This is a genomic window from Xanthomonas maliensis (genome assembly GCF_009192945.1).
In the GTDB taxonomy this organism is placed as follows: domain Bacteria; phylum Pseudomonadota; class Gammaproteobacteria; order Xanthomonadales; family Xanthomonadaceae; genus Xanthomonas; species Xanthomonas maliensis.
The window spans coordinates 1-21,799 of record NZ_NSET01000022.1; the positions used below are offsets into that span (position 1 = coordinate 1).

Below are 21,799 nucleotides of genomic sequence, written 5' to 3' on the forward strand. Positions count from 1 at the left end.
TGTATTAGACGCTGTGTGAGTCTTACGGATATATTACTAGTGTGTCCGCAGATGACCGTTTCGATTTCGGTTTATAGTTTTGTGTTTAGTACTGTTCCTTCGTGTTATTTTTTTTTTTTTTTTTTTTTATAAGGCTGCGCGCACCTCCGAGATCACCACTATCCTCTTCGTCGGCATCGTCAGTTGTGTATAAGAGGCGGGGGGGGGGGCTGGGTGCGGGCGATACTGACCCATTGCGATAAGCTCTGAGATAGCAGCTGTGGAAGTGGTGCGCCAAACGGCTTTTAATACGCCATAATCCGCCCGATGAAGATCATGCGACTCCTTTTGAGCCTGGCGACCCTCCCATTTGCGGCGCATGCTGCGCCCGCGCCCGCGCCCGCGGTAGGTGCCTGTCTTGCCGCGGTCAAGCAGGAGTTGAGGCTCGCTTGGCCTGAGAACCATACTGTCAATATCGTAGCCTTCGGGCACAGCGTGCCAGCGGGATATTTTGCCACCCCATCGGTGCATGGCCGGGAGGCGTATCCACGTCTTATCGCCGACGGACTCGATAGGCTTTATCCAACCGCCGTCATCAATGTGATCACGTCTGCCGTTGGTGGCGAGAATTCCAGTCAGGGATTACTGCGGTTCCGTCGCGAGGTTTTGGGTCATTCGCCCCGCGTGATCATGATCGACTATGGTCTTAACGATCGTGGTTTGACCGTCGCGCAGTCGCGCTCCAACCTCATGTCGATGATCGGTGAGGCGCGATCGGTGCGCGCCTGCGTGGTGCTGATGACTCCAAGCATCGACCTTAGTGGCGATCCGCCGCTCTCCAAGTCGACGTTGCTGCAACAGGTTGAGATGATTCGCAGCCTTGCAAGGACGCAAGGATTACCGTTGGCCGATACTTACGCTGCTTTTCAGGCTTATCAGGGCGAGCGGCAAGAGTTGATGGCTCAATCGAATCATCCCAACGCTAAGGGACATCAGCTCATTGCGAAGCAGGTGATTGAGCTGTTTAAGTAGTGCATGCGAATGGTCAGCCTGCGCTTGTAGAAGCGTTTGCGCTCAGGCCGCGCGGTCGTCGATCGCTTCCAGGTGCGCCGTTCCGCGCCGCGTGGGCATGGCTAACTTCGGGCAGCAGCCCATTGCCAACATGTGCTAACTCCACCACTCAGCCGACCGAATCGACCGTGCTGTCCTGTTCTTCCTGGATGGCGTCGCGCGCGTCCTGCGCCAGGGTGGCCTTGACGATGATCGAGCGGATCGCATCGATCGCCTCGGCCAGGGGCACATCGCTGCTCAGTCGCTGGAAGGTGTCGCGGCTGTTGTAGCCGGAGCCGTCCTTCAAGTAGTGCTCGTACATCGACAGCAAGTCCTGGCAGGCGGTGATCAGCGCCCCGACGCTACTGCGTTCCAGCGCATGCCCGATCTGGTCCACGCTGTGCAGACAGTCGGCCAGCCAATGCAGGTCGTAGCGCGCGGTGGCCGGTTCGGGCCCGGCGTGACCGCGGCTGTAGGCGCTATAGCGGCGCAGGCTGCGGGCGACCCGCGCCACGTGCTTGAACAACACCCCGGTTTCGGCGGCGATGTCCAATTGCTGGATCAGGACTGCCGGAAGCACCGGGACCGGATCGCGCGGAGTGGTTGCCGTGTCGTTCGACTGCTGGGCCTCCAGGGTTTCCTTCAGCGCCGCGTAGCTGTGCTGCAATGCCTCCAGCTCGCGCGCACTGGCAGCCGCGCGGGCCTTCAGTTGCGACAACGCGGCCTGGTAGCGCGACAGGCTGTCCTGGGCATTGGCGTGCTGGTTGCACTCGGCACGCCATTGCTGACCGCGGGCATAGGCCATCCCGGTGGCAATGAGCGCCCAGAGCGCAAGCGCCGGCACCAGATAGATCAGGATACCCATGGAGGTTCCTCGGAACGATGCATATCTTTTCGGCCTGAAGCGCTAGCTCTTGAGGCCGAAATACGCTGGCGAGCGCGGCTGTTTCGTGGGGGGGCGTCAGTTGCGGGTAGCGGTGGAGTGGGCTGGCACTGCGCAGGGACGCGCGATAGCGTGGAGCTACCGTGTCCGGAAGGTGCTGCCTGTGCCGATGCGCGACACGCCGCCCGGTGAGCGGCGGCGGCACCGGCCGGTACCTGCCGCGGGTGGCCTATGGATTCCGCAGGCAATGCCTGGTGATCGGCGGTCCAGTCCGACGCGCCGCCGCGGCCGGCAGTCACCGATCCGGCATCAGCGCGCGGGCTTGGCGAGCGCGCGCGATTTGGCGTACAGCCGCTCGGCGGTGTCCTTGTCGCCCAGAGCAGCGTGGCACTCGGCCAGACTGTCCCAGACGTTGGCCGAATCCGGATGCAACGCGGCATTGAGCGCAAATACCTTCAGCGCCACGCCTGCGCCAAGGTTTTCGCGGATCGTATAGCCCGCCGTGTTGATTGCAGGCTCCAGCGCAGCGCCGTCGATGCCGCAGTCCTTCAGCCACGCGCGCAACGCACGCTCGGACTCGGGCGCGCTGTCCAGCGCGTAAGCGATCATGCGTTCGGACAGCGCGGCATGCGGAAATTGCGCCGGTGCGGTGGTGGCCATGGTGCTGTCCACCAGCACCCGCGACCAGACATTGCGTGCACTGCCGTTGGTGAAATACACGAAGATCCAGCAGTCGCCGGCCAGCGTGCCCCGGTAGGCCAGACGGACGCGCACGCGGGTACCGCCATCATGCCCGACCTCGGTATAGCCATCGCGGTTCGCGCGATCCCAGCCGCTGGCGAACGCGTTCTGGCCGCCGTCGCTGAGGCGTTGCGGCTGCCAAAGGCGTTCCAATGTCGCTCGCTGCAGCAGCCGGCCGGCGGCCAGCGCCTGCAGGAACCGCTGCATATCGCCGACGGTGGTCTGCAGATCGGCATGGCCCCAGCCGTAGCTGGGCCACGGCGCTTCGTCGTCCGGCTGCAGCACGCCCTGCTTGCCGGTGTACGCCACCGCTGCGCGATCCTTCGGCACCGCAGCACGTCCCAGCCAGGTGTTGCGCAGCTGCAGGGGCCGCAGGATGCGCTCGCGCACGATGATCGGATAGGGCTTGCGGTAGTGCGCTTCCAGCAGGGCAGTGAGCACCAGGAAATTGGTCTGGGTGTAGCGCGCGCGGGTGCCGGGTGCGAACTGTAGCGGTGCCGCACCGGCAGCTGCCAGCGCCGCGGTCAGATCGGGCGCGAGGCCGTCGTAGCCTGGGCTCGCCAGCCGTTCGCCGCGTTTTTCGAAGTATTCGGCCACGCCCGAACTGTGATTGAGGAAGTCGCGCACTGGGATCGCCCGCCACCCCTGCGGGAGTTGCGGCAGGTAACGGCTGATGGGCGCATCCAGATCCACCTTGCGGTGTTCCACCAACTGCATCAGCAACGTGCTGGTGAACAGCTTGGCCAGCGACTGCGCAGCGAACACGCTGTCCACCGTCATCGGCGCCTGCGCGGCGAAATCGCGCTCGCCACTCGCCGCCTGGTAGATCACCTTGCCGTCGTGCGCGATCAGCACGGCCTGGCCGGCGATGCCGTAACGCTCGCGATTGAGTTGCAGTTGCGCGTCCAGCCGCCTGGACAGCTCCGTCGCCGCCGCGCCGCCCGGTAACAGGCACAAGAGGACGCACAGCAGTGGGGATGGACGCAGCCAGCGTGCGTGCAAGCGCAGACGCACGGCGACCGCCACGGCGAAGGTCGACGGGTCAACGCGGGTGTGCGTGCGGCCCGATAGGCAGGGCGTTGCGATGGGCTGGAGGTGCGAGGGCATGACACCCGCAGTGGTCGTGCCCTGCCGATAGCGATCGAGCGCGAGGCGGGCACTGCGCGGTGGTGTCGGAGGGGTATCGTCCATGTTGGCCGGCTCATCCATCTGCGTTCGCCTCGCTGGCCGAAGCGCTCGGCCGTGCGGCATCGTCGCATATGGGCGCGTGCTGGCGACGCATATGCGCTGGTGGTCTCTCAGGGCACAGGGCCGCTGCCAGCGCGATGCCCCGGCCGATTGCTGCGATCTCGCGTCAGCCCCATCGCCGGCAGCAAGACGCCGCGCCGCCAACCGCGGCATCGATGGCGGCGACCGCGGCGTGCGGTCAGCGCAGGATGCCCGGAAGGTCCAGGCCCTGTTCCTTGGCGCAGTCGAGCGCAATGGCGTAGCCGGCATCGGCGTGGCGCATGACGCCGGTGGCGGGGTCGTTCCACAGCACCCGTGCGAGGCGTCGGTCGGCGGCTTCACTGCCGTCGCAGACGATCACCATGCCGGCATGCTGCGAGAAACCCATGCCGACGCCGCCGCCGTGGTGGAGCGAGACCCAGGTCGCGCCGGAAGCGGTATTGAGCAGGGCATTGAGCAACGGCCAGTCCGAGACTGCGTCCGAGCCGTCGGCCATTGCCTCGGTCTCGCGGTTGGGCGAGGCCACGCTGCCGCTGTCGAGGTGGTCGCGCCCGATCACCACCGGTGCCTTCAGCTCGCCGCTGCGGACCATGGCGTTGAAGGCCAGGCCCAGCCGGTGGCGGTCGCCCAGGCCGACCCAGCAGATCCGCGCCGGCAGGCCCTGGAACCGGATCTTCTCCGCCGCCATGTCCAGCCAGCGGTGCAGGTGCGGATTGTCGGGAATCAATTCCTTGACCTTGGCATCGGTTCGCGCGATGTCCTCCGGGTCGCCGCTCAGTGCAGCCCAGCGGAACGGGCCGATGCCGCGGCAGAACAGCGGGCGGATATACGCCGGTACGAAGCCGGGAAAGTCGAAGGCATTGTCCACGCCTTCTTCCAGCGCCATCTGCCGCAGGTTGTTGCCGTAGTCCACGGTCGGCACGCCGAGCGCGTGGAAGCCGAGCATGGCGCGGATGTGGTTGGCCATCGAGGCGCGTGCGGCCTGTTCGACCTGCTTCGGCGCAGAGACGCGCTGTTGGTCCCACTGCTCGACCGTCCAGCCCTGCGGCAGGTAGCCGTTGACCGGGTCGTGCGCGGACGTCTGGTCGGTCAAGAGATCAGGCCTCACCCCGCGCGCCAGCAGCTCGGTCAGCACGTCGGCGACGTTGCCGAGCAGGCCGATCGAGCGCGGTGTCTTGCGCGCACAGGCCTCATCGATCAGCTGCAGCGCCTCGTCCAGCGAGTCGGTCCAGGTATCCAGGTAGCCGGTGCGCAGGCGCATGTCGATGCTGCTCTTGCGGCATTCCACCGCCAGGCAGGAGGCACCGGCCATCACCGCGGCCAGCGGCTGTGCACCGCCCATACCGCCGAGCCCGCCGGTGAACAGCCAGCGCCCGGACAGATCGCCGCCGTAGTGCTGTCGGCCCATCTCCACGAAGGTTTCGTAGGTTCCTTGCACGATGCCTTGCGCGCCGATGTAGATCCAGCTGCCGGCGGTCATCTGCCCATACATCGCCAGACCCTTGCGATCCAGCGCGTTGAAGTGGTCCCAGTTGGCCCAGCGCGGCACCAGATTGGAATTGGCGATCAGCACGCGGGGGGCATCGGCGTGGGTGCGGAACACGCCGACCGGCTTGCCCGATTGCACCAGCAGGGTCTGGTCGTCGTCCAGGCGGGTGAGCGCGGCGACGATGGCATCGAAGCTTTCCCAATCGCGCGCGGCGCGGCCGATGCCGCCGTACACCACCAGCTCCTGCGGACGTTCGGCCACGTCCGGGTCAAGATTGTTCATCAGCATCCGCAGCGGCGCTTCGGTGAGCCAGCTCTTTGCGGTGAGGCTGCTGCCGGTGGGGGCTTGGATGCGGCGGGTGGCGTCGAGGCGGGTCATGCGGGAATCCTCAGGTGGATGCGCGGAAGGCGAAAGCGCGGCGCGCGCGTCAGTCGGCGACGTGGCCGGAGGCGGCGGGGCGGCGGGCGAAGTCGAGGCAGGCCTGCAGCACCTGCTGCAGCACCGCGCGCAGTGGCGTGGCGTGTTCGGGGTTCCAGGGCGAGGGCCAGGTGCTGGGATCGACCGTCTCCGGTTCGTGCATGTAGCCGCGGCAGGCCAGTTCCATTTGGATTGCGTGCACGCCGTCGGCCGGCGCGCCGTGATGGCGGGTGCTCCAGCCGCCCTTGAAGCGGCCGTTGCGCACGTGGCTGAAGCCGCTGCCGGCGCAGACGCCTTCGACCGCATCGGTCAGCGTCGCCGCGCAACTGGTGTCCACCGCGCCGGAGGCGCCGGCGCTGCCGATGTTGAACTGCGGCAGCTCGCCCTCGAACAGGTGCGCAATGCGCGAGCGGATCGAATGCGCGTCGTAGACCACGATCGCCGGATGCAGGCCGCGCAGGCGCGCGATCTCCGCGTCCAGCGCGGCGTGATAAGGCGCAAACCAGTGCGCGCGGCGCTGCGCGATCTCGGCCGCATCCGGCTCGGCGCCGGGCCGGTACAGCGGCTGCGCGTCGAAGGTGGTCAGCGGGCACAGCCCGGTGGTGTTCTGCCCTGGATAGAGCGACACCCCGGCCGGGTCGCGATTGACGTCGATCACCGAGCGCGAGATCGCGGTGCGTACGCAGGTCGCGCCCAGCGTTTCGGCGAAGTCGTACAAATGGTGCACCCACCAGTCGGCATCGCGCCGCGCCAGCCATGGCGAGACGAAGCGCTCGGCCAGCGCGTCCGGCAGGTCGGTGCCGGTATGCGGGAAGCTGAGGATCAGCGGCGCATCGCCGCGGTGCACACTGAGCCAATCGGGTAGGGATGTCATACGGCCTCGCGCGTTGTGCTGTTCTGTAGGAGCGGCGTTAGCCGCGACCGGGCATTGCCGAGAAGACCCGGTCGCGTCTGGAGCCGCTCCTACGGCGGTTTCTGCGGGTCAGACACTGACCTCGGGCAAGCGCATCCCCACCGCCGCAACCAGGGCGCCGTCGCGCACCAGCGCGGTGGCGGCCAGCATGTCCGGGTGGAAATAGCGATCGTCCTGCAACGCCGGCACGCGGGCACGCAGCAATGCGCGCGCCGCTTCCAACGCGGCGCTGGAGCGCAGCGGAGCGTGGAAGTCGCAACCCTGCGTGGCGGCCAGCAGTTCGATGCCGACCACGTTGGCCGCGTTCTCGGCCATCGCCAGCAGGCGGCGCGCACCGTGTGCGGCCATCGAGACGTGATCTTCCTGGTTGGCCGAGGTCGGGATCGAATCGACACTGGCCGGATAGGCCTGCTGCTTGTTCTCCGAGACCAGCGCGGCGGCGGTGACCTGCGGAATCATGAAGCCGGAATTCAATCCCGGCCGCGGCGTCAGGAAGGCCGGCAGGCCGGACAGCGCCGGATCCACCAGCATGGCGGTGCGGCGCTCGCTGATCGAGCCGATTTCGCACACCGCCAGCGCCAGCATGTCGGCGGCAAACGCCACCGGCTCGGCGTGGAAGTTGCCGCCGGACAGCGCCTCGCCGGTGTCGCTGAACACCAGCGGATTGTCCGACACACCATTGGCTTCGATTTCCAGCGTGCATGCGGCCTGGCGCATCACGTCCAGCGCTGCGCCCATCACCTGCGGCTGGCAACGCAGGCAGTACGGGTCCTGCACGCGCACATCGCCGAGCCGGTGCGATTCGCGGATCGCCGAGTCGGCCATCAGCGCGCGCAGCGCTGCAGCCACGGCGATCTGCCCGGGTTGTCCGCGCAGCGCGTGGATGCGGGGATCGAACGGCGTGTCCGAGCCCTTGGCCGCTTCCACCGACAACGCGCCGGTGACCAGCGCGGCCTGCAGCACGGTCTCGATCTCGAACAACCCGGCCAGCGCGCAGGCGGTGGAGAACTGGGTGCCGTTGAGCAGCGCCAGGCCTTCCTTGGCGCCGAGCACGCAGGGCTGCAGCCCCGCCTGCGCCAGTGCCTGCGCGGCCGGCAGACGCGCAGGCCCGACGAACGCCTCGCCGACGCCGAGCATGACCGCGGCCAGGTGCGACAGCGGCGCCAGATCGCCGGAGGCGCCGACCGAGCCCTGGCAGGGCACTACCGGGGTGATGCCTTGCCGCAGCATGGCCTCCAGCAGCGCCAACGTCTGCGGCTGTACGCCCGAGGCGCCCTGCGCCAGGCTGGTGAGCTTGAGTGCCATCATCAACCGCACCACCGCCACCGGGGTCGGTGCGCCGACGCCGGCCGCATGCGACAACACGATATTGCGTTGCAGGGTTTGCAGGTCCTCGCGTTCGATGCGCACGCTGGCCAACTTGCCGAAGCCGGTGTTGACGCCGTACACCGGCTCGCCGCGCGCGACGATCGCCGCCACCGTCTGCGCGCTGCGCAGCACGGCCGCGGCGCAGGCCGGGTCCAGCGCGGCGTCGGCGCCGCGGTACAGGGCGCGCCACTGTGCCAGGGACACCTGGCCGGGCTGCAGGGTGATGCAAGCACTCATGACGACTCCAACGCGAGATCAGGAAAACGATTGCCCGCGCCAAACGCGGGCATGCAGAGGATTGAAACCCATGCGATAGACCAGGTCGGCCGGCGCCTCGATGTCCCAGATCGCCAGGTCGCAGTCCATGCCCGCACGCAGCTGGCCCAGGCGATCGCCGCGGCCCAGCGCGCGTGCGGCTGCGCGGGTGAAGCCGGCGATGCACTCGTCGACCGTCATGCGGAACAAGGTCGCGGCCAGGTTCATCGCCAGCAACGGGCTGGTCAGCGGCGAGGTGCCGGGGTTGCAGTCGGTGGCCAGCGCCAACGGCACCCCGGCCGCGCGCAAGGCGTCCAGCGGTGGCAGCTGGGTATCGCGGGTGAAGTAGAACGCGCCGGGCAGCAGCACCGCGACGGTGCCGGCCTGCGCCATCGCGGCGATGCCGTCGGCATCCAGATATTCGACGTGATCGGCCGACAGCGCGCCATGCCGCGCCGCCAACGCAGCGCCATGCTGGTTGCTCAGTTGTTCGGCGTGGATCTTGATCGCCAGCCCATGCGCACGCGCCGCGACGAACACCTGTTCGGCCTGCGCCGGCGAGAACGCCAGGTGCTCGCAGAACACATCCACCGCTTCGGCCAGGCCTTGGGTGGCGATCGCCGGGATCATCTGCATACAGACCTGATCGATGTAGTCCTGCGCCTGGCTGCCGGGCGGCACCGCATGCGCGCCGAGGAAGGTCGGTGCCACCTCTACCGCGCGCAGCTCGGCCAGGCGGCGCGCAACGCGCAGCTGCTTGGCTTCGTCGTCCAGCGTGAGCCCGTAGCCGGACTTGATTTCCAGCGTGGTGACGCCTTCGCGCAGCAAGGCGTCCAGGCGCGGCAGGCTGGCGGCCAGCAGCGCGTCCTCGTCGGCGGCGCGGGTGGCGCCGACGGTCGCCACGATGCCGCCACCGGCGGCAGCGATCTGCGCGTAGCTGGCGCCACGCAAGCGCTGTTCGAATTCGTTGGCGCGATTGCCGGCATACACCAGGTGGGTGTGGCAGTCGATCAGGCCGGGGCTGATCCAGCGGCGCTGGCAGTCGTGGCTGCTGGCCGCCTGCAGGTCGGGCGCGCCCGCGGCCGGGCCGGCGTAGACCAGGCGGCCGGCCTGGCAGGCCAGCACACCATCATCCACGATACCCAGACCGCCATGGCTGTCATCCAGGGTCATCAGCCGTGCGTTATGCCAGAGGACGTCGCACTGCATGGCGCAGCTCCCGGGTGTCTGATATGTATATACATTATGTTCGCGCAGCGAGGGTGTCCAGTGGCAAATCCGCAATTTCGATCGCAGGTTCCAGCGCAGACGCTCTGGGCTGCGCAGGCGCTGCTGCCGTCCGGCTGGGCCGCGCAGGTACGGCTGACGCTGGCGCAGGGGCGTATCGCCGAGATCCAGGTGGGAGTGCCGGCCGCCACCGGCGACACCCGGGTGGATGCGTTGCTCCCCGGCCTGGGCAACCTGCACAGCCATGCGTTCCAGCGCGGCATGGCCGGCCTGACGGAAGTCGGCGGCCCCAGCGGCGACAGCTTCTGGAGTTGGCGCGAGCTGATGTACCGCTTCGTCGATCGGCTCGATCCGGACAGCCTGCAAGCCATCGCCGAACAGGCGTACATGGAGATGCTGGAGGCCGGGTTCACCCGCGTCGGCGAGTTTCACTATCTGCATCACGGCCCGGGCGGTCGGCCCTATACCGATCCCGCCGAGATGAGTACACGTATCGCGGCGGCCGCAGCGAGCACCGGCATCGGTCTGACCCTGTTGCCGGTGTTCTATGCGCACGCCGATTTCGGCGCCGCGCCGCCGACTCCGGCGCAGGCGCGCTTGATCCACGACCTGGACGCATTCGCACAGTTGCTGGACGGCTGCACCCGTGCACTGGCACCACTGCCGGACGCCGTGCTCGGGGTGGCGCCACACAGCCTGCGCGCGGTCACGCCGGCGCAGTTACAGGCCTTGATCGGCCTGCGCGATGGCCCGATCCACCTGCATATTGCCGAACAGCAGCGCGAGGTCGATGCCTGCCTGGCCTGGTCGGGACTGCGTCCGGTGCAATGGCTCTACGCGCATCTGCCGGTGGATCGCCGTTGGTGCCTGGTCCACGCCACCCATGTCGACGCCAACGAACTGCAGTCCATCGTCGCCAGTGCAGCGGTGGTCGGCCTGTGTCCGATCACCGAGGCCAACCTGGGCGATGGGCTGTTCCCGATGGCGTCCTTCGCCGCGTCCGGCGGGCGCTTCGGGGTCGGCTCCGATTCCAATGTGCTGATCGATGCCGCCGAGGAGTTGCGCTTGCTCGAATATGGCCAGCGTTTGCACGTGCGTGCGCGCAACGTGCTGGCGCCGGCGGGCAGTGCCAGCGGCGGCTGGCTCTACCGGCAGGCGCTGGATGGCGCGGCGCAGGCGCTGGGCGTGACCCAGGTCGGCCTGGTGGCGGGTGCTGCCGCCGACCTGCTGGCGCTGGAGCTGCAGCATCCGGCGCTGGCTGCGCGCAGCGGCGATGCCTTGCTGGACAGCTGGGTGTTCGCCGCGCGCGGCGGCGCGGTGCGGACGGTCTGGCGCGCCGGGCGCGTGGTGGTGGCCGACGGGCGCCACGTCGATCGCGAGCGCATCGGTGCACGCTATCGCGCCACCTTGCGCAGCTTGCTCAACGCATGAGCCGGTCCCCGCACACCGCAGGTCCGATCGGAGGCCCGGCTTGACCGCTATTTCGCCCCCGGTGCCCGGCACCTTGCACCAGCGCATCCGCCAGGAGCTGGAAGCGCAGATCCATAGCGGTCGCTGGCCGCCCGGACACCGCATCCCGCCCGAACACGAACTGATGGCGCGCTACGGCTGCTCGCGGATGACCGTCAACAAGGTGCTCGGGCTATTGGCCGACGCCGGCATGATCGAGCGCCGCCGCCGCGCCGGTTCGTTCGTGGCGCGCCCGCATCCGCACCTGGAACAGGTGGCCTTGTCGATCCCGGACATCGAGGTCGAGATGACGGCGCGTGGTCACCGTTACGGGTTTGCCCTGCTGGCACGACGGCTGCGCGCGCCGCGGGCGCGCGCGCCGCAGGAGCGCATGCTGGGCAGCACCGGCAAGGTGTTGGCGCTGGACAGCGTGCATCTGGCCGACGGGTCGCCGTTCGCGCTGGAACAGCGGGTGATCGACGTCACCACCGTGCCGGAGGCGCTCGCGCAGCCGTTCACCGAGCTGGCGCCAGGCAGTTGGTTGTTGCGCAATGTGTCCTGGACCCGCGCCGAGCATCGGATCAGCGCCATCGGGGCCGATGCGGCGCAGGCGCGGCAGTTGCAGGTGGCCGAGGGCGCCGCGTGCCTGGTGATCGACCGTCACACCTGGCGCGGCGACCAGCCGGTGACCTATGTGCGGCAACTGTTTCTGGGTGGCTATTACGACCTGGTGGCGCGTTTCGCACCCGGCCTGCGCTAACCGACCTGGTCAGCGCAGGCGCTCGGCTCAGAAGGTGGCGCACTGGCGCCAGCGCACCGCTTCCTTGTTGCCCGGACGTGGATTGAGTTGCACCCGCACCGTGCGCAGGTACGGGTATTGCTGCACTTCCTTGCAGATCAACGGCCAGGCCTGTGCGTCCTCGACGGTGCGATCCACTGCCAGGGTCGTTGGGGTGACCCAAATGCCGCGGACCAGTCCGGGCGTCTGCGCCAGGATCTTGGAAAGCTCGCGTCGGTAGCCCGCCATGGTCTGCGCATCCGGTTCGCCGTTTGCTGGCGACGTCGATGGCGCGGTGGGGGGCGTGGCCGCACTCGACACTGCGGGAGTCGATGCCGCGCCAGGCGACGTTGCCGGTACCGGTGCCGGTACGGCAGCCGGAGCCGGCGAAGACGTGGCCGGCGAAGCGGCGGTGGTCGGGGGTGCGGCCGCTGCAGGCGGCGTACGTGCAGGCGCTGCCGCCGGCGCAGCGCTGTTGGCGATCGCGGGCGCGACGGTCGGCGTCGCCGGTCGCAGTGCCAGGCCGATCGCCACGCCCCCGGCCGCGATGGCCATCCCGGTCAGCAGGCAATAGCGGATCGCCCGCCGACGCGCGCCCTGGACCACGCTGGACTCGACGTCGCCGGGGAGATAAGGCTTGAGCAGCGGCCACAGGCGGACGCCGTCCAGCACCTCGACCGATTGCTTGTCCGCCGCGGCCAGGCCTTCGCCTTCCATGCGGCCTTCGGTGACCATCACCCCGCCGACCGCGCCGGCCAGCCGCGCGCTGGCGCCGAGTTCGTTCACCGCTGCCACGCCGATCCGATAACCGCGGCCATGCTTGCACGCCACCAGACGGGTGCCGTGCTCGGTCTGCATCATGAAATCGGTCGAGGGAATGCCGTCTTGCGGCATCTTCAGCGGCTGCCAGCCGCGTTGTTCCTGCAGCACGCGGACCACGACCGCGCCAAAATCGCGCCAGTGCATCGTGGCCAAGGCGCGGATGCCCCGGTTGGTCTCGTCCGAACGCCGATACACCAACCAGAAATACGCGCACAGCCCCAACCAGAGCAGGAGTGCGGCCAACAGCGCCAGGATCCAGGGATGCATTGTCGAGCGGTAACCAGGCGCAGGCGGGGAACGATGTGCCTAGAAGACTGCCTTGTGCAGCTTTCGTCAATGAGGCGATGGAATTGAGCGTGAGAGGCGTGATGCAGGCAGCAAAAGACCCGCCAGTCCAAAGCCGTGAGGGGAGGGGATCAAACGGACTTGTGTTGCTGGACTGGCGGGTCGTTCCCGATTATCTGGAAAACGCTTGTTGCTTTGCAACATGCGCGGCGGTTACGGGGCCTCGTGATCGCCGCCGGTCTCGGCGTGCTCGCCGGCCGCAGCCTGGGCCGCCGCATGGTTGGCGGTGCGGTTGGCGCGTTTGGTGGCGGCGGTATTGGCCCGGACCTGGGCCTTGAGCGATTCGACCTCGCGTCGCAGCGTTTCCAGCTCGTCCTGCTCGGGAATGTTCAAGGTGCGCAACACGCCCTTGACCCGCTCGTCGAAGGCCTTGCCGAGGCGGTCCCAGCCGCGCACCGCGGTATCGCGGGCCTGCTCGAACTGGGTTTCGACCTCGGCGCGTAGCTCGTCTGCGCTGGCAGCGGCCTGACGGCGGCCGCTGCGCTCGTAGGCCGCGCCTTCGCGCACCAGCGAGTCGAACAGCTTGCTGCCCTCGTTCTGCACGCGCCCCAGCGCGCCCAGGCCGGCCAGCCACACGGTCTGCGCCGATTCGCCAAGCCGGCGCGAGATCTGCTCGGCCTGCGCCTGGAAGCCGTGGGCGGCGGTGTCGCGCTGTCCGTTCGGATCGTATTGGCTCGTCATGCGATGCTCCTGTCGATTGCCGGATGCCATGCGCTCCACCCTAGAGCCGATGCTGCATCGACCAGGTGAAGCAATGCCAAGCATCCGCCTGCGCAGCGTCAGACAGGTGACTTGCCGCTGAAGGCAACTCAGTCCAGCTTGGCGGCCAGCAGGCGGCGGATCTCCGACTCGACCATCGGTTGCATCGCCGCCAGCAGAAAGCCCAGCTCGGCGGTCACGTGTACCTGCTGCGGCAGCAGCTTGATCATGCCGTCGATGCCGGCACGCGCCAGATGCAAGGTGTCACCCTCCCAGTGCGAGGTGACGCCGAAGCGTTCGCCCAGCTTGCGTGCCGCTTCCTCGATCGCCGCCCGGGCCTGGGCGGGGGTTCGGGAATGGTCGTGGCGAATATCGATGCTGGACATGGGCGATCACACAACAGAAAGGATGCGCATTGTGCGCAAGCGCGCGGCGCGCTCCAAGTCCGTCGGTGCGGCTATGGGGCCTGTGGCAAACCTGCTAGGCTGCCGCAGTGCGCGACCTGCAAGTCCATTTCAGCAACCGGCAACAGCCGGACCATCCCCTCAAGCCCGGCGTCCATCGCATCGTACGACATGCCTCCGGCAGCGTGCGGGTGGTCGACGACGCGCAGGGTGCGCTGTTGCTGGCGCAGTTCTGCCTGGATCAGCGCGGCTTGTGGCTGCAGGTCGCCAACGGCATCCGCGGCATCCACGTGAACGGGCGGCCGGTGCGGCGGATGGCGCTGCTGCGGGCCGGCGATGCGGTCTACGCCGATGGGGTCGAGATGCTGTTGCGCAGTGCGCCGTCCAGCGCGCCCAGCGACGATGGCCAGGAGCAGGCGCGTGGCCTAGGCGAGGTCTGCCTGGTTCTGCGTGGCCTGGGCGGACGCCATCACGGCCGCAGCGTCACCCTGGACCGGCCGCGGCTGGTGGGCAACGATCCGGCCGCCGATATCGTCATCGACGATCCGATCTTCGCCGCCCAGCACGCGCGGCTGGAGCGGCACGGCGAGCGCGTGCTGCTGCGCGATCTCGGCTCGGAGGACGGCAGCTGGATCAATGGCGTGCCGGTGCGCGATGGCTGGCTGCAGGCGGGCGACCAGCTCGTCTTCGACACCCGCCATCGCTTCGTGGTGGAAGTGCCGCGCGCGCAACAGGACACCCGCTGGGACATTCCCGACCTCGATCCGCCGGCACCGCCGCAGCCCACGGCTGCGGTCGAGCGGGCGCCGGTCAAGGTGGCGCGCTGGCCGTGGTTGCTGCTCAGTGCCGTGCTGCTGGCGGCGGCGTTGAGCGCCCTGCTGTGGTTCGGCGCGCGCTGAGGCGCTTGAACAGGCGCCAGCCGAGCAGCACGGCCAGGATCGCGGCATACAGCGCCGGTTCGCGGATGTCGGACTTCACCAGCCACCAGAAATGCAGCACCGCCAGCAGGCCGATCGCATAGATCAGCCGGTGCAGCTGTCCCCAGCGGCGCTTGAGCCGGCGCATCCAGCCCTGGGTGGAGGTGATCGCCAGCGGCACCAGCAGCAACCAGGCGGCGAAACCGACGGTGATGTATGGGCGTTTGACGATCTCTTCGAATAGCTGCGTCCAGTAGCCACGCAGGTCCAGGCCCAGGTACGCGGCCAGGTGCAGGCTTGCGTAGACGAAGGCGTACAACCCGAGCATGCGCCGGAAGCGCAGCACTGCCGATTGGCCGGTGAGCTGGCGCAACGGCGTGATCGCCAGCGTGAGCAACAGCAGTCGCAGCGCCCACAGGCCGGTACGGTGTTCGATCTCGGCCACCGGATCGGCGCCCAACGCATCGCTGCCGGTTTGCCAGACCTGCCAGAACTGCCAGCAGAGCACGGCCAACGGCAGCAAGGCGAGCACATGCACCACCCCTTTGGCCGCCACCCATCCAAGCGACGTTCGCGGGCGTGCGCCTGCCTTGCGCTTCTCCGGGTCTCGGGTCCCGGGTCCCGCGTCCCGCCCGCTCAAAACCACTTCTTCAAATCCATCCCCGCATACAGCGCGGCGACCTGATCGGCGTAGCCGTTGAACGGGCGGGTGGGGATGCGTTCGGCAAACAGCTTGCTGGCGGTGCCTGCGATGCGCCGCTCGGTCTTCTGGCTCCAGCGCGGATGGTCCACCGCAGGATTGACGTTGGAAAAGAACCCGTATTCGGACGGTTGCAGGTCGTTCCACGCGGTGCGCGGCATGCGTTCGACGAAGCGGATCTCGACGATCGACTTGATGCTCTTGAAGCCGTACTTCCACGGCACCACCAGCCGCAGAGGCGCGCCGTTCTGCTGCGGTAGCGGCTTGCCGTACAGGCCGGTCGCCAGCAGGGTCAGCGGGTGCATCGCTTCGTCGATGCGCAAGCCCTCACGGTAGGGCCAGTCGATCGAGCGGTAGCGCACGCCAGGCATCTGCTGCGGGTCGGCCAAGGTGGTGAAGGCGACATACTTGGCCTTGGCGGTGGGGGCGAAGCGCTTGAGGACCGCGGCCAGCGGTACGCCGGTCCACGGAATCACCATCGACCAGCCTTCCACGCAGCGCAGCCGGTAGATGCGTTCCTCCGCCGTCAGGCCCTTGAGCAATTCGTCCAGCGACAGACTGCCGGGCTTTTCGCACTCGCCGCTGACTTTCACCGTCCATGGCGACAGCTTCAGCGTCTTGGCCGCTCGCGACGGATCGATCTTGTCGGTGCCGAACTCGTAGAAGTTGTTGTAGCTGGTGACGTCCTCCAGCCGGGTCAGCGTCTCGCTGGTACGGAAGCCGCTGCGCGCCTGCTCCGGGGTCACGACGGTCTTGGCCGGCGGTGGCGGATCGGCCGCCGCGCACCCGGCCGCGCCCAGCGCGGGCGTCAGCGCCAACAGTTGCAGCAGCCGGCGGCGGTCGCGATAAACGGCCTCATCGGTGATCTCGCGGGACGGCAGCGTGAAGGCATCGCGGAAGGACATGGCGAAACTCCTGGCAGTGATCGGCGCGGAGCGACGCGCTCCGCAACAGCCTATCCACGGCCTACGTGGTCGGCGAGCGAAAGGATGCACCTGCAACCGTTTATCCGCGCTGTCAACGCTGATGCGCTGCGGCATACTAAGAGGCTAGCTCGACAAGGTATGCCATGACACGCGCGTTCAATTTCAGTGCCGGCCCGGCGACATTACCCGAATCGGTCCTGCGCCAGGCGCAGGAAGAGATGCTCGAGTGGAACGGCGTGGGGGCGTCGATCGTCGAGATCAGCCACCGCAGCGCCGATTTCATGGCCGTGGCCACCGCGGCCGAGGCCGATCTGCGCAGCCTGCTGTCCATCCCCGACGACTATGCGGTGCTGTTTACCGCCGGTGGCGCCACGACCATCCAGGCGCTGCTGCCGCTCAATTTCGCCGCGCCCGGGCAGTCGGCCGACTACGTGGTGACCGGCCATTGGGGCAAGACCGCGATCAAGCAGGCAAGTCCCTACGTCGATGTCCGCGTGGCGGCCGATCGCCAGGGCGACGATTTCATCGACATCCCGCCGGTCGCGGACTGGACGTTGTCGCCGGATGCGGCCTATGTGCACATTACCGCCAACGAGACCATCCATGGGGTGGAATTCCGCGAGACGCCCGATGTGGGTCCGCTGCCGCTATTCGCCGACTTCAGCTCCTCGATCGCCTCCGAGCCGCTGGACGTGTCGCGCTATGGCCTGATCTATGCCGGCGCGCAGAAGAACCTGGGCCCGGTCGGCATCTCGGTGATCATCGTGCGGCGCGACTTGCTCGAGCGCGCCGGCCAACCGCGCGCGGACATCTTCGACTATCGCTCGCAGCTGGCGCGCGAGTCGATGCTCAATACGCCGCCGACCTGGAACTGGTACGTGCTGGGCCTGACCGTGAAGTGGATGCTGGCGCAGGGCGGGGTGAGCGAATTCGCGCGTCGCAATGCCGCCAAGGCCGCATTGGTGTATGGCGCGATCGATCGTTCCGGCGGCTTCTACCGCAACCTGGTCAAGCCGCAGGTGCGTTCGCGCATGAACGTGCCGTTCTTCCTGCCCGATGCCACGCTGGATGCCCTGTTCGTCAGCGAGTCCAAGGCGGCCGGCCTGCTCGCACTGAAAGGGCACAAGGCGGTCGGCGGAATCCGCGCTTCGCTCTACAACGCGATGCCGGTGGAGGGCGCGCAGGCACTGGCGTCCTTCATGCACGACTTCCAGCAGCGTCACGGCTGATCCATCCGCACGCGGCTGCGGCCGCGCCGGCGCACAGCGCCGATTTACCGAGGAATGCCGGCAATGGCCTCCAAGTCCAAGAAATCCAGCTCCGCCGCAGGCGACACCGGCAAGCCGTCCGGCAAGGCCAGCGCCAAGGCGGCCAACGCGAGCGCCCCCGTGCTGGCCGATGTGCGCGCCAAGATCGACGAGATCGATCGCAGCATCCAGGCGTTGATCGCCGAACGCGCCAACTTCGCTCACCAGGTCGGCAAGGCCAAGGGCAAGCTGGCCGCGGCGGTGGACTACTACCGTCCCGAACGCGAAGCGCAGGTGCTGCGCATGGTGGTGGATCGCAACGAAGGTCCGCTCAGCGACGAAGTGCTGGTGCATGTGTTCCGCGAAATCATGTCGGCCTGCCTGGCCCAGCAGGAGCCGTTGAAGATCGGCTACCTCGGCCCGGAAGGCACCTTCAGCCAGCAGGCGGTGCTGAAGCATTTCGGGCGCTCGGCGGTGGGTCTGCCGATGGCGACGATCGAGGAGGTGTTCCAGGAAGTGGAGGCCGGCAACAGCGATTTCGGCGTGGTGCCGGTGGAGAATTCCGGCCAGGGCACCATCCAGGTCACGCTGGACATGTTCCTGACCTCCAACCTGAAGATCTGCGGCGAAGTCGAGCTGCGCGTGCACCAGTACCTGCTCTCGCGCAATGGTCGGCTGGACGATATCGAGCGCATCTACGCCCACCCGCAGTCGTTCGCGCAAACCGCCGGTTGGCTGCGCGCGCATCTGCCCAAGGTGGAGAAGATTCCCGTCTCCAGCAACGCCGAAGGCGCGCGCCGCGCCCGCAATGCCGACGATGCAGCGGCCATCGGTGGCGAGAGCGCCGCGCATGTGTATGGCCTGAAGAAGGTCATCATGAAGTCGATCGAGGACGATGACGACAACACCACGCGCTTTCTGGTGATCGGCCGGCAGATCTTCCCGCCGTCCGGGCACGATCGCACCTCGGTGCTGGTGTTCATCCACGACAAGCCGGGTGCGCTGTTCGACGTGCTCAGCCCGTTCGCCCGTCACGGCATCAGCATGAACCGCATCGAGTCGCGGCCCTCGCACCAGGCCAAGTGGGAATATGGCTTCTTCATCGATCTGGCCGGCCACGTCGAGGACGACGCGATGAAGCAGGCGCTGGCCGAGCTGAAGGCGCATTCGGCGCAGATCAAGGTGCTGGGCTCCTACCCGGTGGCCATCCCCTGATGGGCCTCTGATGGTGGGTTGCGCGCAGCGCGCAGCCACCTCCTTTCTCTCGAACCGCACCGCTGGCCTAGGCGGTGCGACCGCACTCGGATACATCGCATGAGCAGCAGCACGCAACACTGGGTCGCGCAGCGCGGCAGCCCCTTGCAGGGCACCTTGGAGATTCCCGGCGACAAGTCGGTGTCGCACCGCGCGGTGATGTTCGCCGCGCTGGCCGATGGCACCTCGCGCATCGACGGCTTCCTGGAAGGGGAGGACACCCGCGCAACCGCGGCCATCTTCGCCCAGCTCGGGGTGCGCATCGAGACGCCGTCGGCCTCGCAGCGCATCGTCCACGGCGTCGGCGTCGATGGCTTGCAGGCGCCGACCGCGCCGCTGGACTGCGGCAACGCCGGCACCGGCATGCGCTTGCTGGCGGGCTTGCTGGCAGCGCAGCGCTTCGACAGCGTGCTGGTCGGCGATGCGTCACTGTCCAAGCGGCCGATGCGCCGGGTGACGGCGCCGCTGGCGCAGATGGGCGCGCGCATCGACACCGAGCAGGACGGCACGCCGCCGTTACGCGTGCATGGTGGCCAGCGCCTGCAGGGCATCGACTTCGTCTCGCCGGTGGCCAGCGCACAGGTCAAATCCGCGGTGCTGCTGGCGGGCTTGTATGCCGAGGGCGAGACCTCGGTCAGCGAGCCGCATCCCACCCGCGACTACACCGAACGCATGTTGTCCGCGTTCGGCGTGGGGATCGATTTCGCGCCCGGCCAGGCACGCCTGCGCGGCGGCCAGCGCCTGCGTGCGACCGACATCGCCGTGCCGGCGGACTTTTCCTCGGCAGCGTTCTTCATCGTTGCCGCTAGCATCATCCCCGGCTCGGACATCACGCTGAAGGCGGTCGGGCTCAATCCGCGGCGGACCGGCCTGCTGGCGGCCTTGCGTCTGATGGGGGCCGATATCGTCGAGCAGAACCACGCGTCCCACGGTGGTGAGCCAGTCGCCGATCTGCGCGTGCGCCATGCGCCGCTACAGGGCGCGCGCATTCCCGAGGCGTTGGTGCCGGACATGATCGACGAATTCCCCGCCTTGTTCGTCGCTGCGGCGGCGGCGCAGGGACAGACGGTGGTCAGCGGTGCGGCCGAGTTGCGGGTCAAGGAATCGGATCGCCTGGCCGCGATGGCCAACGGACTGCGCACGCTGGGTGTGCGGGTGGACGAAACCGACGATGGCGCCACCCTCCACGGCGGGCCGATCGGCGGCGGGCGGATCGACAGCCATGGCGACCATCGCATCGCGATGGCCTTCGCCATCGCCGGTCAGCTGTCGACCGGCGAGGTCGAGATTGCCGATGTCGCCAACGTGGCGACCTCGTTCCCGGGCTTCGACACGCTGGCGCAGGGCGCCGGCTTCACCCTCAGCGCGCTGCGCTGAACTCGATCGGCACCTGCACGCTGCTGGCCACGGCGGTGCCATCGCGCATCGCCGGGGTGAAACGCCACTGCTGCAGGGTAGTGATAACGGCGCGATCGAGCGCAGGGTCCGGGTTGCCCTCGCGCTCGACGATCGTGACCGATGCGACCCGGCCGCGCGCATCCAGGCGCAGACGCGCCGTGCGGCTACCATCGCCCGCCTGCATGGCGCTGGCCGGGTAGGCCGGCAACAGATTGCCCGCGAGCGGCTGGGCCTCTTCCAGCGTCGGCTCGGCATGCGGCGGACCATGCGACACCATGGTGATGGCGCGCGGTGCGTCCGACGCCGGCAGGATCTGCCGCGCAGTCACCGGCGCGACCACCAGCGGCGCGGCGGCGCGACGCTGCGCATGCTGCGTCCACCACCATGCCGATGCGGCAATCACCGCCACCACGCCCAACAGCCACAGCCCGCGCGTCAGCACAGGCCGTGACGGCTCTGAGCGCCCCGGGATGGAGCGGGCCGCATGGGCTGTCGAGGACAGAGGATGATGTGAGGTGTAGGGCATGGCCGACCTCCAGGCGCGTCGTGTGAGCACCCGATCAGTCTGGTCCCTGTTGGCTGAGGCGCAGCTAAGGCAGCCGTGCCGGCCCCGGGTCGCAGCCCGGGACGGTTCAGTTTACTGAGTGGATTTGAACTCGAAAGGCACGTCGAGGCTGCCGGGCACCGGCCTGCCGTCGCGCTGCGCGGGGTGGAAGCGCCAACGGCGCACCGCTTCCATCGCCGCACGGTCGAGCTCGCGCGAGCCGCTGCGCTGGACCAGGGTCACGCCACCGGGGGCGCCGCTGGCGTCCACATCCACCCGTACGACCACATTGCCGGCATCGCCGCGCCGCAGCGCCGCCGCCGGGTAGCGCGGCGGCGGCGTCTGGCCCTGGATCGGGGTCGGGCGATCGCCGCCTGCGCCTGCTGCAGCGGGCGCGGCCGTGCCGGGCGCCGGCGCGCCTTCGGCCAGCGGGGCAGGTGCCGGTGGCGGCGGTGGCGGGGTCTCCACCAGGGTCGGTGTCTCGTCGGCAGGCTTGGCCTGCGGCATGTCGCTGGCGCCGTCCTGGGCCGGCAAGGGGGCGGGCAGGGGTTTGAGGCTGTCGTCGCTCGGTGCATCGGCCGTGGTCGGCTGGGTCGGCGCAGCCTTGTAGAAATCGTCCTTGCGCCCGCTGGCCCAGACCAGCACGAACAACAACAGGCCCACAACGAACGCGATCCCGACGATCTTCAGCGTGTGGCGCGGCAGGTGCAGGACGATGGGGCGATCGGACGCGGAGCGGGGCGCGGGCATAAGGCGTACCTGGGGAC

Annotated in this window: 20 protein-coding genes; 7 read left to right on the plus strand and 13 right to left on the minus strand. The window is 68.2% G+C overall.

Annotated elements, in window-relative coordinates; genetic code table 11:
• Window positions 1–306: 306 nt before the first annotated feature.
• A complete protein-coding gene (locus tag CKY51_RS06840) occupies window positions 307–1,011 on the plus strand; it encodes an SGNH/GDSL hydrolase family protein (RefSeq protein ID WP_152249021.1) in 705 nt (234 codons plus the stop codon).
• Between the two features lie 148 nt (window positions 1,012–1,159).
• Here CKY51_RS06840 and CKY51_RS06845 read toward each other — a convergent pair whose 3' ends face one another.
• From CKY51_RS06845 to hutI, 6 genes are all read right to left on the minus strand, one after another.
• Window positions 1,160–1,894: a hypothetical protein gene (locus CKY51_RS06845; RefSeq protein ID WP_022971055.1), complete on the minus strand. Its 735-nt coding sequence runs from the start codon at window positions 1,892–1,894 to the stop codon at window positions 1,160–1,162.
• A gap of 327 nt (window positions 1,895–2,221) precedes the next feature.
• A complete protein-coding gene (locus tag CKY51_RS06850) occupies window positions 2,222–3,844 on the minus strand; it encodes a serine hydrolase domain-containing protein (RefSeq protein ID WP_244952520.1) in 1,623 nt (540 codons plus the stop codon).
• Between the two features lie 235 nt (window positions 3,845–4,079).
• Window positions 4,080–5,747: a urocanate hydratase gene (gene hutU, locus CKY51_RS06855; RefSeq protein ID WP_022971053.1), complete on the minus strand. Its 1,668-nt coding sequence runs from the start codon at window positions 5,745–5,747 to the stop codon at window positions 4,080–4,082.
• A gap of 49 nt (window positions 5,748–5,796) precedes the next feature.
• Window positions 5,797–6,660, minus strand: a complete 864-nt coding sequence (gene hutG / locus CKY51_RS06860) for an N-formylglutamate deformylase (protein ID WP_022971052.1) — start codon at window positions 6,658–6,660, stop codon at window positions 5,797–5,799.
• Window positions 6,661–6,768: 108 nt separating this feature from the next.
• The gene (hutH, locus tag CKY51_RS06865) at window positions 6,769–8,304 is read right to left on the minus strand and encodes a histidine ammonia-lyase (RefSeq protein WP_022971051.1); all 1,536 of its coding nucleotides are present in this window, start codon (window positions 8,302–8,304) and stop codon (window positions 6,769–6,771) included.
• Between the two features lie 18 nt (window positions 8,305–8,322).
• Window positions 8,323–9,531, minus strand: coding sequence for an imidazolonepropionase (gene hutI, locus CKY51_RS06870; RefSeq protein ID WP_022971050.1), 1,209 nt, complete (start codon window positions 9,529–9,531; stop codon window positions 8,323–8,325).
• Between the two features lie 60 nt (window positions 9,532–9,591).
• On the opposite strand from hutI, the gene CKY51_RS06875 reads away from it, so the two are divergent.
• Window positions 9,592–10,980: a formimidoylglutamate deiminase gene (locus tag CKY51_RS06875; RefSeq protein ID WP_022971049.1), complete on the plus strand. Its 1,389-nt coding sequence runs from the start codon at window positions 9,592–9,594 to the stop codon at window positions 10,978–10,980.
• 40 nt (window positions 10,981–11,020) lie between these two features.
• Window positions 11,021–11,758: a histidine utilization transcriptional repressor HutC gene (gene hutC / locus CKY51_RS06880; RefSeq protein WP_031338636.1), complete on the plus strand. Its 738-nt coding sequence runs from the start codon at window positions 11,021–11,023 to the stop codon at window positions 11,756–11,758.
• A gap of 27 nt (window positions 11,759–11,785) precedes the next feature.
• On the opposite strand, the gene CKY51_RS06885 is transcribed toward hutC, so the two are convergent.
• From CKY51_RS06885 to CKY51_RS06895, 3 genes are all read right to left on the minus strand, one after another.
• Window positions 11,786–12,865: a restriction endonuclease gene (locus CKY51_RS06885; RefSeq protein ID WP_022971047.1), complete on the minus strand. Its 1,080-nt coding sequence runs from the start codon at window positions 12,863–12,865 to the stop codon at window positions 11,786–11,788.
• A 231-nt stretch (window positions 12,866–13,096) separates the two neighbouring features.
• On the minus strand, window positions 13,097–13,624 hold the full coding sequence (locus tag CKY51_RS06890; protein WP_052172136.1) for a phasin family protein: 528 nt from the start codon (window positions 13,622–13,624) through the stop codon (window positions 13,097–13,099).
• Between the two features lie 128 nt (window positions 13,625–13,752).
• Window positions 13,753–14,028 (minus strand): polyhydroxyalkanoic acid system family protein, encoded by a 276-nt coding sequence (locus CKY51_RS06895; RefSeq protein ID WP_022971045.1) that lies wholly within the window; start codon window positions 14,026–14,028, stop codon window positions 13,753–13,755.
• 107 nt (window positions 14,029–14,135) lie between these two features.
• Here CKY51_RS06895 and CKY51_RS06900 point away from each other — a divergent pair, with 107 nt between their 5' ends.
• Window positions 14,136–14,945, plus strand: coding sequence for an FHA domain-containing protein (locus CKY51_RS06900; RefSeq protein ID WP_022971044.1), 810 nt, complete (start codon window positions 14,136–14,138; stop codon window positions 14,943–14,945).
• On the opposite strand, the gene msrQ is transcribed toward CKY51_RS06900, so the two are convergent.
• On the minus strand, window positions 14,887–15,519 hold the full coding sequence (msrQ, locus tag CKY51_RS06905) for a protein-methionine-sulfoxide reductase heme-binding subunit MsrQ (protein ID WP_022971043.1): 633 nt from the start codon (window positions 15,517–15,519) through the stop codon (window positions 14,887–14,889). The genes CKY51_RS06900 and msrQ overlap by 59 nt on opposite strands.
• Window positions 15,520–15,599: 80 nt before the next feature.
• Window positions 15,600–16,568, minus strand: coding sequence for a protein-methionine-sulfoxide reductase catalytic subunit MsrP (gene msrP, locus CKY51_RS06910; protein ID WP_022971042.1), 969 nt, complete (start codon window positions 16,566–16,568; stop codon window positions 15,600–15,602).
• A 164-nt stretch (window positions 16,569–16,732) separates the two neighbouring features.
• Here msrP and serC point away from each other — a divergent pair, with 164 nt between their 5' ends.
• The 3 genes from serC to aroA all read left to right on the plus strand — a co-directional run bounded on the left by serC (window position 16,733) and on the right by aroA (window position 20,467).
• On the plus strand, window positions 16,733–17,818 hold the full coding sequence (gene serC, locus CKY51_RS06915; RefSeq protein WP_022971041.1) for a phosphoserine transaminase: 1,086 nt from the start codon (window positions 16,733–16,735) through the stop codon (window positions 17,816–17,818).
• 63 nt (window positions 17,819–17,881) lie between these two features.
• On the plus strand, window positions 17,882–19,051 hold the full coding sequence (pheA, locus tag CKY51_RS06920) for a prephenate dehydratase (protein ID WP_022971040.1): 1,170 nt from the start codon (window positions 17,882–17,884) through the stop codon (window positions 19,049–19,051).
• A gap of 99 nt (window positions 19,052–19,150) precedes the next feature.
• Window positions 19,151–20,467 carry a 3-phosphoshikimate 1-carboxyvinyltransferase gene (aroA, locus tag CKY51_RS06925; RefSeq protein ID WP_022971039.1) on the plus strand — a complete coding sequence of 439 codons (1,317 nt, stop codon included), beginning with the start codon at window positions 19,151–19,153 and terminating at the stop codon, window positions 20,465–20,467.
• Here aroA and CKY51_RS06930 read toward each other — a convergent pair.
• Window positions 20,451–20,915 carry an energy transducer TonB gene (locus CKY51_RS06930; protein ID WP_031338633.1) on the minus strand — a complete coding sequence of 155 codons (465 nt, stop codon included), beginning with the start codon at window positions 20,913–20,915 and terminating at the stop codon, window positions 20,451–20,453. The two genes, aroA and CKY51_RS06930, sit on opposite strands and share 17 nt — an antisense overlap.
• A gap of 210 nt (window positions 20,916–21,125) precedes the next feature.
• Window positions 21,126–21,782, minus strand: coding sequence for an energy transducer TonB (locus CKY51_RS06935; protein ID WP_152249022.1), 657 nt, complete (start codon window positions 21,780–21,782; stop codon window positions 21,126–21,128).
• Between the last annotated feature and the right edge of the window lie 17 nt (window positions 21,783–21,799).